The organism is Pseudoalteromonas arabiensis (assembly GCF_001550155.1).
Lineage (GTDB): Bacteria > Pseudomonadota > Gammaproteobacteria > Enterobacterales > Alteromonadaceae > Pseudoalteromonas > Pseudoalteromonas arabiensis.
In genome coordinates, this window is record NZ_LRUF01000021.1 from 1 (window position 1) to 15,786 (window position 15,786).

Annotated in this window: 13 protein-coding genes; 12 read left to right on the forward strand and 1 reads right to left on the reverse strand. The window is 41.2% G+C overall.

Translation table 11 applies throughout. The annotated features are described in order from the left end of the window. Positions 1-563: 563 nt before the first annotated feature. The 5 genes from PAARA_RS09640 (at position 564) to ihfA (ending at position 6,091) form a co-directional block, all read left to right on the forward strand. On the forward strand, positions 564-1,619 hold the full coding sequence (locus PAARA_RS09640) for a DUF2066 domain-containing protein (RefSeq protein WP_062568834.1): 1,056 nt from the start codon (positions 564-566) through the stop codon (positions 1,617-1,619). Beyond that, a complete protein-coding gene (hda, locus tag PAARA_RS09645; RefSeq protein ID WP_193988946.1) occupies positions 1,619-2,329 on the forward strand; it encodes a DnaA regulatory inactivator Hda in 711 nt (236 codons plus the stop codon). The genes PAARA_RS09640 and hda overlap by 1 nt, the downstream gene beginning before the upstream one ends. Positions 2,330-2,405: 76 nt before the next feature. Then, the gene (gene pheS / locus PAARA_RS09650; RefSeq protein ID WP_062568835.1) at positions 2,406-3,386 is read left to right on the forward strand and encodes a phenylalanine--tRNA ligase subunit alpha; all 981 of its coding nucleotides are present in this window, start codon (positions 2,406-2,408) and stop codon (positions 3,384-3,386) included. A 15-nt stretch (positions 3,387-3,401) separates the two neighbouring features. Then, positions 3,402-5,789, forward strand: coding sequence for a phenylalanine--tRNA ligase subunit beta (gene pheT / locus PAARA_RS09655; protein WP_062568836.1), 2,388 nt, complete (start codon positions 3,402-3,404; stop codon positions 5,787-5,789). Positions 5,790-5,791: 2 nt separating this feature from the next. After that, positions 5,792-6,091 carry an integration host factor subunit alpha gene (gene ihfA, locus PAARA_RS09660; protein WP_036969033.1) on the forward strand — a complete coding sequence of 100 codons (300 nt, stop codon included), beginning with the start codon at positions 5,792-5,794 and terminating at the stop codon, positions 6,089-6,091. A gap of 42 nt (positions 6,092-6,133) precedes the next feature. On the opposite strand, the gene PAARA_RS09665 is transcribed toward ihfA, so the two are convergent. Next, positions 6,134-6,934 carry a DUF2989 domain-containing protein gene (locus PAARA_RS09665; RefSeq protein ID WP_062568837.1) on the reverse strand — a complete coding sequence of 267 codons (801 nt, stop codon included), beginning with the start codon at positions 6,932-6,934 and terminating at the stop codon, positions 6,134-6,136. Between the two features lie 173 nt (positions 6,935-7,107). Here PAARA_RS09665 and PAARA_RS09670 point away from each other — a divergent pair, with 173 nt between their 5' ends. From PAARA_RS09670 to PAARA_RS09700, 7 genes are all read left to right on the forward strand, one after another. Then, complete coding sequence (locus PAARA_RS09670; RefSeq protein ID WP_062568838.1) at positions 7,108-8,550, forward strand: glyceraldehyde-3-phosphate dehydrogenase; 1,443 nt, start codon at positions 7,108-7,110, stop codon at positions 8,548-8,550. A 201-nt stretch (positions 8,551-8,751) separates the two neighbouring features. Continuing rightward, positions 8,752-9,879 (forward strand): M14 family metallopeptidase, encoded by a 1,128-nt coding sequence (locus tag PAARA_RS09675; RefSeq protein ID WP_062568839.1) that lies wholly within the window; start codon positions 8,752-8,754, stop codon positions 9,877-9,879. 286 nt (positions 9,880-10,165) lie between these two features. Next, the gene (locus PAARA_RS09680) at positions 10,166-11,668 is read left to right on the forward strand and encodes an alanine/glycine:cation symporter family protein (RefSeq protein ID WP_062568840.1); all 1,503 of its coding nucleotides are present in this window, start codon (positions 10,166-10,168) and stop codon (positions 11,666-11,668) included. A gap of 142 nt (positions 11,669-11,810) precedes the next feature. After that, positions 11,811-12,137 carry a hypothetical protein gene (locus tag PAARA_RS09685; protein WP_062569391.1) on the forward strand — a complete coding sequence of 109 codons (327 nt, stop codon included), beginning with the start codon at positions 11,811-11,813 and terminating at the stop codon, positions 12,135-12,137. A 1-nt stretch (position 12,138) separates the two neighbouring features. Then, positions 12,139-12,420: a YeaC family protein gene (locus PAARA_RS09690; protein WP_062568841.1), complete on the forward strand. Its 282-nt coding sequence runs from the start codon at positions 12,139-12,141 to the stop codon at positions 12,418-12,420. Beyond that, positions 12,410-15,091, forward strand: coding sequence for a DUF349 domain-containing protein (locus PAARA_RS09695; RefSeq protein WP_062568842.1), 2,682 nt, complete (start codon positions 12,410-12,412; stop codon positions 15,089-15,091). The genes PAARA_RS09690 and PAARA_RS09695 overlap by 11 nt, the downstream gene beginning before the upstream one ends. Before the next feature lie 47 nt (positions 15,092-15,138). Beyond that, on the forward strand, positions 15,139-15,696 hold the full coding sequence (locus tag PAARA_RS09700) for a YceB family lipoprotein (RefSeq protein WP_062568843.1): 558 nt from the start codon (positions 15,139-15,141) through the stop codon (positions 15,694-15,696). Positions 15,697-15,786: the final 90 nt, after the last annotated feature.

The following is a 15,786-nucleotide window of genomic DNA, read 5'->3' on the forward strand; positions in this document are numbered from 1 at the left end:
CACCCAACCAAGACCCTACTACTTCTATCCTTGTAGGCATAGTGTGGCATTCGCCATATGAAAGTAGGACATCCTACTGCGTAGCGCACCATGGCTCCTAATTAGAGAAACCCGATTCGAAAGAGTCGGGTTTTTTGTTGCCTGTAGAAAAATAAAACACCCAACCAAGACCCTACTACTTCTATCCTTGTAGGCGTAGTGTGGAATTCGCCATGTGAAAGTAGGACATCCTACTGCGTAGCGCACCATGGCTCCAATTAGAGAAACCCGTTGCAGCAATGCAACGGGTTTTTTCGTATGTGGTCGCGCTTTTACATCGCGCTCTATCCGCGAACAGAGACCCCATGACGGGGAATAAACCCGCTGCTACGCGATAAGCTCGCCCCAACACGTGTGTCGTCGCGATTTTACATCGCGCTTTTCTCTGACTCTTAAGGCACACTCGCAACAACTTCTCTAAGCGTGGCGACGAACTTGTCAGCTGGCGTTCATTAAATTAACTTTGCTTTGTTTATGGCTTTGATTTAGGATCAAAACAGTTTAAAAGCAAGAACTAATGGCCTGTGTCTAGATTACTTATTTGTTTATTATTATTTTTTTCGAGTGCTTCAACTTTTGCTGTTGAGGTGACTAATCTATATCAAGATACCCTTAAAGTTGCAGATAAATCACGTGATGCTCGCTTAGCTGCCAGTCGTGAAGCGCTGCTCAATGTGTTGGTAAAGGTCAGTGGTGATACAACTGCAGATCAAAATCCTGTTGCTAAACAGCGTACTCGTGACATATCAGATTACATGCTCAAGTTCGAATACGACGAAAAAGCAGATGGTAGTTTAAATCTGGTCGTTAAGTTTGAAGCGAACAAAATTAATGCGCTGATTAAGGAGCTTGGCTTGCCATTATGGGGCACGCGTCGTCCTTTAGTCGCTATTTGGCTTGCAATAGAAGATAACTGGCGTCGGGAGCTGGTAACACAGGAATCCTACCCGCAACTTGAACAGCTAATTTACGATAAAGCAGGTGAGCGTGGTTTAGCAGTCGTTGTCCCTTTACTTGATCTACAAGACCGCTCAATTGTTGGTATTCCTGAGGTATGGGGTAACTTTTCTGAGCCAGTAGAGCGTGCGTCGAGTCGTTATAGTGCAGAGCGAAGTATTACTGCAAGAATGTATCAACAACAAGATTCAGAAACGTGGATCCTTGATTGGCGTTTTACAAATGACGATCTTTTCGAAACTAATCGGCTGGTAGGTGATAAGCAACAAATTGTTGCTGATATGGTTGATAGTTTAGCCTCAGGCTTAGCATTAGAGTATGCGATAGACCCAACTACGATTGGCCAACTTGCATCAGCAAAATTTTATTTAAAGGGTATTAATAATTTTGTTGATATTGAACTTGCAAAACGTCGATTAGCAACTTTGAGTGTTGTTACCCGTGTAGAAATTTTGCTACGTACACCTGATATGGTGCAATTCCATGTTAATCACACAGGCAGTATGAACGATTTTAGAAAAGCATTAGAACTTGATAGTGCCTTTAAAGCCTATCAGGACCCTCGAGATTTCTATCAAATCATTAATCAAGATGAACTTGAATATCAGTGGCAGGGGCTTTAATTCTAGTGCAAGATCCTATGCAAATGGCACTGCCGGTTACGTTACCTGATGATGAAACGTTTACGTCTTATTTTGGTGGCGAAAATTCTCTTGAGGTTAGTCATCTTAAAGATGCATTTACAAAACTAAGCAGTAAATTCCAATATACTTATTTATGTGGTTTAGGTGATTCTGGAAAGTCTCACTTGTTGTACGCAACCTGTATTGACGCCCAAGAACGTGGTTTGTCAACGATGTTACTGTCTATGAGAGAGGTGATTGATTACGGGCCTATGGTTCTTGATGGCTTGGAGACTCTTGATGTTTTATGTATCGATGACGTTCATTTAGTGGCTGGTAATGATGCGTGGGAAAAAGGCTTATTTAACTTTTTCAATCGCTTTAACGAGCCAGGTAAATACTTGGTTGTCACTGCCGATCTATTACCTGATATGCTGCATATCAATCTACCTGATCTTGTATCGCGTTTGAAATGGGGCACGACATTGCAAATACGCTCAATGAGTGACGATGACAAAGCTGAAGCACTTGTACGCCGTGCTCACATGCGTGGTCTTGAACTGACCGACGAATGTGCGCGCTTTTTATTAACGCGACTAAGCCGCGATATGCGCGCACTACTCGATGTTTTAGATAAACTTGACCATGCCTCTATGGCTGCGCAAAGAAAATTAACAATTCCTTTTATAAAATCAACGTTAAAGCTTTAGTAGGGCTAGAATCTAGTCCTTGCTTTCAGTTATCATTAGCTATTACAAAATCCTTCTGTGAAAGACCAGGTACTCAATGAACTTAGAAAATATTTTAGCGCAAGCACTCGAGGCTGTAGCCAGTGCGAATGAAATCGCGCAATTAGAAGATATCAGGGTTAATTACCTTGGTAAAAAAGGTGAAATCACCAACTTACTTAAAACGCTAGGCAAGATTGCTCCTGAAGAGCGTAAAGAAGCGGGTCAAGTGATTAACCAAGCAAAACAAGAAGTACAAACAGCCATTAACGAAAAGCGTGAGTTACTAGCAAGTAAGGCTCTTGAAGAGAAACTAGCGGCAGAAACAATCGACGTAACTTTACCAGGTCGTGTTATGCCAACAGGTGGCTTACACCCAGTAACTCGTACTATTGAACGTATTGAAAGCTTTTTTGGTGAGCTAGGTTTTGCGGTTAAATCAGGTCCTGAAGTTGAAGATGATTTTCATAACTTCGATGCGCTAAATATTCCTGAGCATCACCCAGCACGTGCTGATCACGATACTTTCTATTTCAACCCTAAGCTTGTGTTACGTACACAAACCAGTGGTGTACAAATCCGTACCATGGAAACTGAGCAGCCACCACTGCGTATCATCTCTCCAGGTCGTGTTTATCGTAACGATTACGACCAAACACACACGCCAATGTTCCACCAAGTGGAAGGTTTAATGGTTGATACAGATGTAAGCTTCACTGAGTTAAAAGGTATTCTGCACGACTTCTTACGTAACTTCTTTGAAGAAGACATGGAAATTCGTTTCCGTCCTTCTTACTTCCCATTTACCGAGCCATCAGCTGAGGTTGATGTTATGGGTAAAAACGGCAAGTGGTTAGAGGTATTAGGCTGTGGCATGGTTCACCCTAACGTTCTTAAATCAGTGGGTATTGATCCAGAAAAATACACAGGCTTTGCATTCGGTATGGGTGTTGAGCGCTTGACTATGTTGCGTTACGGCGTAAACGACTTACGTGCATTTTTCGAAAACGATTTAAAATTCCTAAACCAGTTCCGTTAAGAGTGAAGATATAAAATGAAATTTAGTGAAAAGTGGTTAAGAGAGTGGGTTAACCCAGCAATCGACACACAGGCTCTTTCGGAACAGTTATCAATGGCTGGTCTTGAAGTTGACGGTGTTGAGCCTGCAGCGGCTGAGTTCACAGGCGTTGTTGTTGGTGAAGTGGTTGAATGTGGTCAACACCCTGACGCTGATAAATTACGTGTAACGAAAATAAACGTGGGTGGTGATGAGCTACTTGATATCGTGTGTGGTGCACCTAACTGTCGCCAAGGTTTAAAAGTAGCGGTTGCGACTGTTGGCGCTGTATTACCTGGCGACTTCAAAATCAAAAAAGCCAAACTTCGTGGTCAACCTTCACACGGTATGCTGTGCGCATTCGTTGAATTAGGTATCAGCGAAGAAGGCGATGGCATCATGGAATTACCAAGTGATGCACCAGTCGGCACAGACTTACGTGAATACTTAAGCCTTGATGACAACATTATTGATGTTGACTTAACACCAAACCGTGGTGATTGTCTAGGTATTAAAGGTCTAGCGCGTGAAGTGGGCGTACTTAACAGTGTTGATGTGAATACACTTGAAATTGCACCAGTTGCTGCAACGATTGATGACAAAGTATCAATTGAGCTTGTCAATGATGAAGCGTGCCCTCGTTATTTAGGCCGTGTAATCAAAGGTATTAACCTTGAGGCAGAAACACCGCTTTGGATGGTAGAAAAGCTTCGTCGCAGTGGAATTCGTTCAATTGACCCTGTTGTTGATGTAACAAACTACGTGTTATTAGAGCTAGGTCACCCAATGCACGCATTTGATTTAAATGCGATTGAAGGTGGTATTAAAGTACGTAGCGCAAACGCGGGTGAAGAGTTAGTTCTGCTTGACGGCAACACAGCTAAACTAAACGAGTCTACGCTTGTGATTGCTGATCACAACAAAGCGCTTGCTATCGCGGGTATTTTTGGTGGTGAAAAGTCTGGTGTAACTGAAGCAACATCAGACATTTTATTAGAAAGTGCATTCTTCAACCCTGTCGCTATTGCGGGTCAAGCACGTAGCTACGGTTTACACACAGATGCATCACATCGCTACGAGCGTGGTGTAGATTTTGCGCTGCAAAAAGATGCAATGGAACGTGCGACAGCATTACTTCTTGAGATTGTTGGCGGTGAAGCAGGCCCTGTTGTTGAAGCCGTCGCAACTGACAAATTACCAAAAGTGACAGAGGTACGTTTACGTCGTGAGCGTTTAGACCGCGTAATTGGCCACCACATTGATGATGCAAAAGTCACTGACATCCTAACGCGTTTAGGTTTAGACGTAAAAATTGTTGATGGCATATGGAGCGCTGACGTACCTAGCTATCGCTTTGATATTCGTATTGAAGAAGACTTAATTGAAGAAGTTGCGCGTGTATACGGCTATAACAGCATTCCAAATGTTGCACCAACTGCTAAGTTAAAAATGACTAACCATGATGAGTCGCATGTTGCGGTCACTAAATTCCGTAATACGCTTGTTACACGTGGTTACCAAGAAGCAATTACCTACAGCTTCGTAGATCCAAAAGCACAAGCAATTTTACACCCGCAAAGTGATGCACTTGTATTGCCACACCCAATTTCAGTTGAAATGTCAGCTATGCGTGTCAGCTTAATGCCGGGTTTATTAGCATCATTAGTGTATAACCAAAACCGTCAGCAACCCCGTGTACGTTTATTTGAGCATGGTTTAAAATTCTTACGCGACGAGAATGCTGAGAATGGTGTAAACCAAGTTGCTGTGATCGGAGGTGTTATCTCTGGTCTTGCTCACGGTGAACATTGGGTTCAAGAAAAACGTAGCGTTGATTTTTATGATTTAAAAGGTGATGTTGAAGCACTTTTAGCGATTAGCAACGATTCATCACGTTTTGAGATAAAAGCAGAGCAGTCTGATGGCTTACACCCAGGCCAATCAGCGGTTATTTATGTTAATGGTAAAAAAGTAGGCTTCTTTGGTGCAGTGCACCCACAAGTGCAAAAGTCACTAGATATCAATAACACAGCATTTGTGTTTGAAATCGAAATGTCTGCATTAGAAAAAAGAAAATTACCAGAAGCTGTGGCTGTGTCGAAATTCCCGTCAAACCGCCGTGATATCGCGATTTTAGTGGAAGATCACGTAAAATCTGGCGATATTTTAAATGTCATAGAAAAAGTTGGCGGAAATCAATTGGTTGACCTAAACTTATTCGATGTGTATAAGGGCAAAGGTATTGAGCCAAATTATAAGAGTTTGGCGATTGCTCTAACACTACAAGCGGTTGATAGAACGCTCGAAGAGAAAGATATCAATCAGGTAGTTGATAATGTGGTGGCCGCACTGGCCGAACAATTTAACGCATCGTTGAGGGACTAGATATGGCGCTTACTAAAGCCGACATAGCTGAACACCTATTTGAAAAACTCGGGATTAATAAGAAAGATGCCAAAGATTTAGTTGAAGCGTTTTTTGAAGAAATCCGCTCAGCGCTAGAAAAAGGTGAGCAGGTTAAGCTCTCTGGATTTGGTAACTTTGATCTTCGAGATAAGAAAGAACGTCCAGGCCGTAATCCGAAAACAGGCGAAGATATCCCTATTTCGGCACGCCGAGTAGTAACTTTTAGACCCGGTCAGAAGTTAAAAACTCGCGTTGAAGTTGGCACAAGCAAATCAAAATGAAAAAAGGCAGCGTTAGCTGCCTTTTTTATTTCTTTTTGCAGTTTAAAAGTCACGAGGGGACACAAACTTACCTGCTTGGATACTGTCGTAGGTTTGTTGTGCTAAATCATCTAAGCTATCTAGGCTCTTACCTGAGGCTGTTAACTTATGTTCGATTGGTAAAATATCAACATTTTCGTAGCCAGATAACTGTGCAACCCGTGCGAAAGTATATGCGTGTTTGTATTTCTCATGTTTATAAAACAAGCTGACTAAAGTTGGGTAGATCTCAGAATTTGGGGTTTCGTCTGCTTTATTGAGTTCTAGTGTTTTGTAAAGCAAGTCGATGGTTTTTTCATCATCAAACTTTACATAATAACTGGCAAGGAAAAATTGCATTTCAGCATTTTCAGTGACACTTTTATCATTTTCTAAAGCAAGCAACTTGGTTAACGCCGATTGGTCATTATTGCGTGACCAGTGATAGTAAAGAAGGCCTGGGTGTTTGGTATCTTTAGTATCCTGGAAGATACGGGTCATTTCCTTAATGCTCGTCAAGTGGCCTTCAACGCGTGAGGTTGTTTTTTCTTTAAGTTTTATATGCTCAATCTTTGCGGCTAACGACACGCATTGGTCATACTTTTCAAAGCCTTTTAAAAGCTGATACTTATTTTCATCGGTAGGCGACTTATATTCAATATAACGTTGCATGATGACGTCTTTGCGTTGCTCTTTACAGTGGCTATCTTTATTTAGATCACTACAAAAGCCAGGGGTTTCTTCACACACTTTGGCCAGTGTTAGCGGATCTTCACACCCAGTTAATGCCAATAAACCAAGCAGCAGGCTTGCTCTTAATAACATTCCTTAACCTCAAGTTAATAAATACTACTTTATTCTAGCGCAATGAATTGATCTGTAACAGTGGAGAATCATCTGAGTTTAAATTAGAATACTCCTGCCAGAGATGTGCTGCTCTCAAATCACAGTGCATTTTTATGGCTATCCGTTCAAAATTGTTTAATTAGGTAAAAAAAATGACCTCATCTCACGAGTTAGAATACACAAGCAGCTGGCAAGAACGTCAAGACTACGCAGAAAGCATGCAACCAATTATTGGTAAGCTTTACCGTAGTCGTGGTATCGAAATTGCTGTATATGGCCGTCCTCTCGTTAATGCCAGTACAATCGATATCATCAAAGCACATAAGACCGTTGCTCAGTTTGAAGGTACAAAACTACGTTTACGTGAAAGCTTCCCATTTCTTGAAGCGATTAGCAAAATGGACTTAAACTCAGCACGTATCGATATTGGTAAACTAGCGTATGGTTATTTATTTAATGATGCAGCTAAAGGTCGTTCAGTTGAAGAGTACCTAACTGACGAGTTGGCAGAAATCGCTAATGCAGAGCGTAAAGAGCCGCGTGATGTTGTGTTATATGGCTTCGGTCGTATCGGTCGTTTATTAGCGCGTCTATTAATTGAGAAATCAGGCCCTTATGCTGATTTACGTTTACGTGCGATCGTCGTACGTGGCGGTAAAGACGGCGACCTAGAAAAGCGCGCAAGCTTACTGCGTCGTGACTCTATTCACGGTCCATTCAATGGCTCTATCACCATTGATAAAGAGCGTAATGCAATTAAAGCTAACGGTAGTTACATCCAAGTTATCTACGCTAACTCACCAAGCGAAGTTGATTACACAGCTTACGGCATCGACAATGCACTTGTTGTTGATAACACAGGTATCTGGAAAGACGAAGCCGGCCTTGGTCAGCATTTAGAAGCGAAAGGCGCTGCAAAAGTATTATTAACTGCACCTGCTAAAGGCAATATTAAAAACATCGTATACGGTGTAAACAACCAAGATATCAAACCTGAAGATAAAATTGTGTGTGCAGCAAGTTGTACTACCAATGCTATTACACCGACATTAAAAGCGCTTAACGATAAGTTTGGTATCAAGAACGGTCACGTTGAAACTGTTCACTCATACACAAATGACCAAAACTTAATTGATAACTACCACAAAGCTGAGCGTCGTGGTCGTGCTGCTGCACTTAACATGGTTATCACGTCAACGGGTGCTGCAAAAGCGGTTTCTAAAGCGTTACCTGAGCTTGAAGGTAAACTAACTGGTAATGCAATCCGTGTTCCTACACCAAACGTATCAATGGCTATCTTGAACTTAAACCTTGAAAAAGGTACAACTGTTGAAGAACTCAATGCGTTCTTACGTGAAACAGCACTTTACTCAGATCTTCGTGACCAAATCGATTACACAGCCTCAACTGAAATCGTCTCTACAGACTTAGTGGGTAGCCGTTACGCAGGTGTTGTTGACTCACAAGCAACAATCGTAGATGACAACCGTGTTGTGCTTTACGTTTGGTACGATAATGAGTTTGGTTATAGCTGTCAGGTTGTACGTTGTATGCGTGACATGGCTGAAGTAACTTTCCCAAGCTTACCTCGTTAATAGCTAAATATTAAAGAATCTAGAAGCCAGCATTATGCTGGCTTTTTTAGTCGTGAAAGTGTTTGCAAATTTTCTGCATGTGATAGGCTGTGCTACGTCTACATCATATTACTAACAAAACGTTCTACACAAGAGCGTTGACTTAATTCTTAACTAACAAGCGAATAGCTAAGAATTATTTTTAACCAATAGGTTTATAGAATGAAAATCACCAGCAATTTTGACAGTGGTAATATCAAGGTTATTGAAGCCGTTGATCCACTGAATATTCAATTAGAAATTAATAAAGACAATCAGTCTGATTTTTTCCAGTGGTTTCACTTTCGTCTTGAAACAACACCGTTTCAAAACCATAAATTACACATAAATAACCTAAAAAACTCAGCGTATCCTGATGGCTGGGAAGGTTATCACGCTGTTGCATCGTACGACCGTCAAACGTGGTTCCGTGTTCCTTCTGAGTATGCCGATGGCACGCTATCTTTTGAAGTTGAACCTGAATGTGGCAGCATGTACTTTGCTTACTTTGCCCCATATAGCTATGACCGTCACTTAGATTTACTTGCATGGGCACAAAGCCAGCATGCATGTGAACTAGAAACGTTAGGTGAAACACTTGATGGTCGCGACATGAGTGTATTGCGTGTGGGTATCCCAAGTGATGATAAAAAGATCATTTGGGTCACAGCACGCCAACACCCAGGTGAAACAATGGCTGAGTGGTATGTTGAAGGTTTACTTCATAAACTACTTGACGATGAAGACCCACATGCTGCAGCACTCTTGTCTAAAGCAGTATTTTATATCGTGCCGAACATGAACCCTGATGGCAGTGTGCGTGGTCACCTTCGTACAAACGCGAAAGGCGTTAACTTAAACCGTGAGTGGCAAACACCGAGCATGGAAAATAGCCCAGAAGTATTCTTGGTGCTAAACAAGATGCGCGAAACGGGCCTTGATATGCACTTGGATATTCATGGTGACGAAGCGATCCCTTATAACTTTGTTGCCGGTAGTGAAGGTATCCCAGGCTACGATGATCGCTTAAAAGAGTTAGAAGATAGCTTTAAAGCCGCGCTTTTAACTGTGACGCCAGAGTTCCAAGACGAGCATGGTTATCCAAAAGATGAGCCGGGCCAGGCTAACTTAACGGTAGGTTCTTCGGCTGTTGCCCATGAATTTAATGCATTAGCGTATACGGTAGAGATGCCATTTAAAGATAACGATGATTTACCAGATCCTGATTACGGTTGGTCAGACCGCCGTTCGTATCAATTTGGTCAAGATACGTTAGCGGCCATCGTGAACGTGGTCGATAAACTAAGATAACGCACATTACGGGCATCAGCAAAACTGATGCCCGTAATTGTATCTAGTGATAAGAGTTTCAGCGATGCTTACGAATGGCACAATGAATGTTAATTAATGTCACGTACACGTCATTTTGAAAATTAACTGTTAACAAAGATGGGGTGTTTAAGTTAATATTCAATACGTTTCGCTGAGACGTTATTAAGTTTTATTAATATTTCTCACACATATATGTCGCGTATTCTCACAAGCTCACGCAGAGTATCGTAACTAACAATAAAAAATATCATCATAGAGGATATCCATGGAAGCTCTTGTAAGTGCCGTCAATGACATAATCTGGAGTAATGCACTCATTTATTTATGTCTAGGTGCAGGTCTATTTTATTCCGTTTTAACCCGTTTCGCTCAAGTTAGACATTTCAAAGAAATGTGTAAGTTATTGCTAAGCTCCAATAACTCAGATACCGGTATTTCATCATTCCAGGCGCTAGCTGTTTCATTATCTGGCCGTGTTGGTGTGGGTAATATTGCTGGGGTTGCTGCGGCAATTGGCTTTGGTGGACCTGGTGCTATTTTCTGGATGTGGGTGGTGGCATTTTTAGGAGCAAGTACAGCCTATGCAGAGTCTACCCTTGGGCAAATTTATAAATCTGAAGAAGATGGTCAATATCGAGGCGGTCCAGCGTATTATTTTGACCGTTGCTTAAAGCAAAAATGGTTAGCTGTATTATTTGCTGTATCAGCCATTGTTGCCTGTGGCGTATTTTTACCTGGCGTACAAGCAAATGCGGTAGGTAATGCATTTACGCAAGTATTTGGTGAAGGTACACTAGTTAGCACCAGCTTTGGCGAAGTGGGTAGCTTCAAGTTAGTGGCGCTGGCTATCATCCTAATCGTGCTTGCGTTTATTATCTTCGGCGGTATTAAGCGTATTGCTAACTTCACACAAATTGTAGTGCCATTTATGGCATTAGGTTACATCGTACTAGCCCTAATCGTAGTATTTATAAATTTGGATAAAGTACCGGGTATTTTTTCGATGATTTTATCTGATGCATTCACAGCTCAAGCTGGCTTTGGTGCGGCAATTGGTTGGGGTGTAAAGCGTGGGATTTACTCAAACGAAGCAGGTCAAGGTACAGGCCCTCATGCAGCATCTGCCGCAGAAGTTGATCACCCAGCTCAACAGGGCTTAGTGCAAGCATTTTCTGTTTACGTGGACACAATCTTTGTGTGTACTGCAACAGCGTTAATGATCCTTATCACTAAGCAGTATAATATTGTGGGTGAGTTACCTGCAGGTCAATTCATAGTGCAAAACGTTGATGCAGCAACGGAAGTAGGTTCAGCAGCCTTTACCCAAATGGCACTATTTAGCGTATTTGGCGGCTTTGGTGAAGCATTTGTTGGTATTGCGTTGTTCTTCTTCGCGTTTACTACAATCCTTGCTTATTACTATATTGCAGAAACCAATGTAGCGTATTTAAATCGTTACTTTAAAGGTAGCATTCCGTTAGTTGTTGTTAAAGTGGTTATCATGTTCATGGTTGCTTACGGTATGGTAAATAACTCTGGCTATATTTGGGCTATTGGTGATATTGGTGTTGGCTTAATGGCTTGGATTAATATTGTTGGTATTTTAGCTATCTTCTTTGTCGCAAAACCTGCACTTAACTGTTTACGTGATTATGAAGATCAAAAGAAAGCGGGTGGTGAAATTACCTTTGATCCAGTTAAGTTAGGCATCAAAAATGCGATCTTCTGGGAAAAGCGTTTAGCACAAAAGGCTAAAGAAAAAGAATAAAATGTATTTTTAGACGAGTTTGATGATTGTAGTTTTCGAATCTTCATAATTGAATGAAATTCAAATAAGACATCGGCTCATAAAACGAGTACAATAAAGGGCGCCTAAAGGCGCCTTTTTTATGCGTAGTATGGAGAAAGATATGGCGATTATTAGTTGCCCGCAGTGTGCAAAATCAATATCTGATAAACATAAGCAATGTCCGCATTGTGAATGCCAAGTTACCGATCTTAGCAATGAACAAATGCAACAAATGCAAAAAGAAACGCGCATTCGTAAACAACAAAAGTTTATGAATCACTCTTTCCTCGCGCTGATTTTATTTTTAGGGGGCTTTTTTTGTTATTACTTTATGCACCCCGAAGCAAAGTCTTTTGAGTGGTATGCCTATGCAGCGGCAATGGCTGTAGGTTTTGTTTGGTATATCGTAAGCCGCATCTATTTAGTAGTTTTGAAAAAGAAAAAGTAACATGAATATTGATCAGATAGTTAAAAATATCACCCCAGACGTATTTGAGCGTCTCCAGTACGGCGCCTCAACAGGCAAGTGGCCTGATGGCACGCCATTAACTGAAGAGCAAAAACAACAAACCGTTCAGCTCGTGATGCTTTACCAAGCTAAAGTTTCGCAAACCAATGAGCAATTTACCATTGGTGAAAATGGTGAAATGGTGCAAAAGAGCAAAGCTCAATTGCAAAAAGAATTCGCATCAGAAAATGAAATAGCTAGGTTTAGTGAAAATGATCTTTAAACACCTGTTTACTCCAAAATGGAAGCACCCTAAAAACCAAATTCGTTTGGCAGCCGTTGAGCGCCTTGATAGAGAACGTGATGCTAATATCTTAAACAGTATTGCACTTGAAGACAGTTCTGCTGAAATCCGTAAAAAAGCCTTGAATAAAGTGAATGATATTGTTTTATGGTGGCAGGTTTATAAGCAAGATCAAGCTCTGAAAGAGCTAGCAGAGCACCATATCAATCAAGCTGTTTTAAGCACAGATGGCCAATTAGATGCCAATATTAAAAATGAATTTATCGAGCGTTATGCACCAGTTAAAACACTTGAGAAGTTAGCATTTGCAGAAAAAGAAATTCAGGTTCGGGTTAAATTATTAAAGCGTTTAGCCAATGCTAACTTGATTGATAAAGCATTTAAAGAAGGCAGCGAAGAATTACAAGCTCAGCTTGTTGAGTTGGTAATCAATCATCAATTGGCTAAACCATTATTAAAGCATGCTAAAGGACAAGCTCAGCAGCAGCTAAACACCCACCTTGAAAATGAGCGTTTAGCTATTGAAATGCCGGCTAAGGTGGAGGCAGACACACGCGTTGTGTTGGCGAAACTGAATGCATTACGTGATAAAACTGATTTTCAACTGGTATCTCAACAACATGCTGATTTGTTACAGCAATGGCAAGCGATTGAACTTAAGTGGTTGAATGAAGAACAAGTTAAAGCGCTTGATAAAAAATACATAGCGATCACTCAAAAGTTAGATGTTCACCTGGCTTCGCTTCGTAATGAATATGAAATTGCTCAACAATTATTATTGGAGCAGCAACGTCAAGTACTTGCACTGGCAACACTTGAAGCGTTATCAGAAGAAATTGAGAATGCTCTACAGCTTGGGATGGAAGAGCCTGAACAAATCCAACAAGATTGGCTAGAGGCGAAAGTTGCACAAGCAAAAGAGGCACTTACTGAGACAAAACTAACTGATAACCAAAATGTTCGAGATGTTAAAAAACGCTTAGAGAATTTGTTTGAGCAGGTAGAGCAATTACCAACACTTGTTACTTCGATAGCTGAATACAAACAAGCGTTTGAAACCTTATCTGCGATTGAACCAAGTGGTGATGAAGCACTGTTTGATGAGCTGCAGCGAGAGTTTAAAACAGAGCAAAAAATTGCTCGTCAAAAATTGTCTAAGATCCCTACGCGATTACAAGGTAGTTTAAATGCGGCACTAACAGAGCGTGTCAACATGTGGCAAGAAGCGATGGCGCCACTTGCGACTAAACTTGCTAAAAACCAGCAAGCAGCTAAGAGAAAAGCACGAGATGTTAAACGTTTGATTGAACAAGGCCGTTTTAATATTGCGTTTGGTGTTTTTAAAGGCTTTGAAGAGCTATATGACACACTCACCGAGTCATATAGGCAACCACTTGATTCACTTAAATCTGACCTTGAATCACAATTAGCGGAAGCGAAAGATTGGCAAAAATACGCATCTGCGCCAAAGCGTGAAGCACTACTTAAAGAAGTAAGTGAATTAGCGGCAACAGAATGTACTGACCCTAAACAGCGTGCAGAGCAAGTTAAACAGTTACGTCGACGTTGGAATGAGTTAGGGCGTCTTGATACAGAAGAAGAGAAACGCCAAGGTGAACAATTTGATCAGCTAGTAGAGTTACTGTTTGCGCCGTGTCGTGAATATTTCGCTGAGCAAGAGCAACAACGTGAGCAAGCTAAATCACAGCGTGTTGATATTATCACGCAAATGCAACAGCTAAATGAGCAGGATACTCAGTCTGATGAGTTTGATTGGAAGCAGTTTGAAAGTAAATTTAATCGGATTACTAAAGCATGGCGTTCTGCTGGTAATGTTGACCCTAAAACGTATCGTGAGTTGCAAGCACAATTCAAAGCGGCGCAGTCACAAGTGCAAGCTCAGCTAGTGGCGTTTCATAAAGTAAATGCTGAGCAAAAAGCAGCGCTGGTAGAGCAAGCAACACAGTTATCTCAAAGCGATGATTTAGCATCAGCGTGCCAAGAGCTCAAAGCACTTCAACAAACTTGGCAAACGATTGGCTTTGCAGGAATGAAAGCAGAAAACACTTTATGGCAGCAATTTAGACGTGTTAATGACGAAACATTTGCCAAGCGCAGTGCTGAGTTTGAACAGCAAAAGCAAGTGCAGCAACAAAATGACGAAGTTGTCGCAGAGCTGTTAACTGAGCTTGAATCTGCACTTGAAACAGTGGTACATCTTGCTCAGCTTAAAGACTTAGCTGCTAAGCTTGCAGGGCTTGATTATTCGAAAGCGTTATCAACTCGTGTTACTCGGTTAGAGGCGGCAATTAATGCAAAAACAGCGCAAATGAGTAAACAAGCAGAGCAATCTAAGCTCGATGCTTTATTTACAGCGCTTGAGGACGATACTGATATCCCTACTCAGTTCCAAACGCCATTGACAACAGTATTAAACGCGCAGCAATTGCTAACACGTATTGAAATTTTAGCTGGTGTAGAATCTGCCGATAGTCAGCTACGCATGACAGAGCAAGTAGCTATGCTTGATGATAAGCACCGTGGAGAGCAAGCAGATATTTATTACTATTTAAAACAGCTTTTAGCGGTCAGTGGAGGTTCAGTTTCACCTGACACACTAGCAAGACTTAAAGCAATATTTGCACAATAACGACTATTTATGAAGCCGCTTACTAGCGGCTTTTTTCGGGGAAGACTATGAGAATTTTACTATTTTTAACTTGCTTATTGTTAGGGGCATGTAAAAGCACAGAGCAGGGCATTTCGGTTTATTCATTCACGAATTCAGAAATTGAAGCGGCTTTATCAAACCAACTACCAAAATTTAAAGAACAAATAAAATTAATGGGCTTACCTGTAGAATTTGCAGTTAACGATTTAAGTGTCAATGTCGGTCCCGAAAAACGTGATGTTATTGTGTTAGGTGCCGATTCAAGCGCTGTTGTTAATGCGTTTGCACTTAAATACCCAGTACGGCTAAAGCTGCAAATAGAAGGTAGCCCTTTTTATGACAGTGAGAAAAAAGCCGTGTTTTTACGTAATGTAAAATTGTTAGATACCCATGTAGATACCGCTGGCTTTAAAGGGAACTTAAGTTTACTTGATGATCAAGCCATGCAAGTAATTAATGGGTTTTTAGCGGTCAATCCTGTTTACAAGCTTAATACGAGTGACCCGAAAATAGCTTTACTAAGTAAGTTGCCACTCGATCTGCAAGTAGCACAAGGTGAAATCCGCTTAGTTCCTGCGATGTAACTTTTTAATTAGTAAGAGCATTTTTATAGTGCTCTTTTGGCTTTTTTCATCGCTTGTTTAAATGATTATTCGTTGCGATAATGTCTCGTG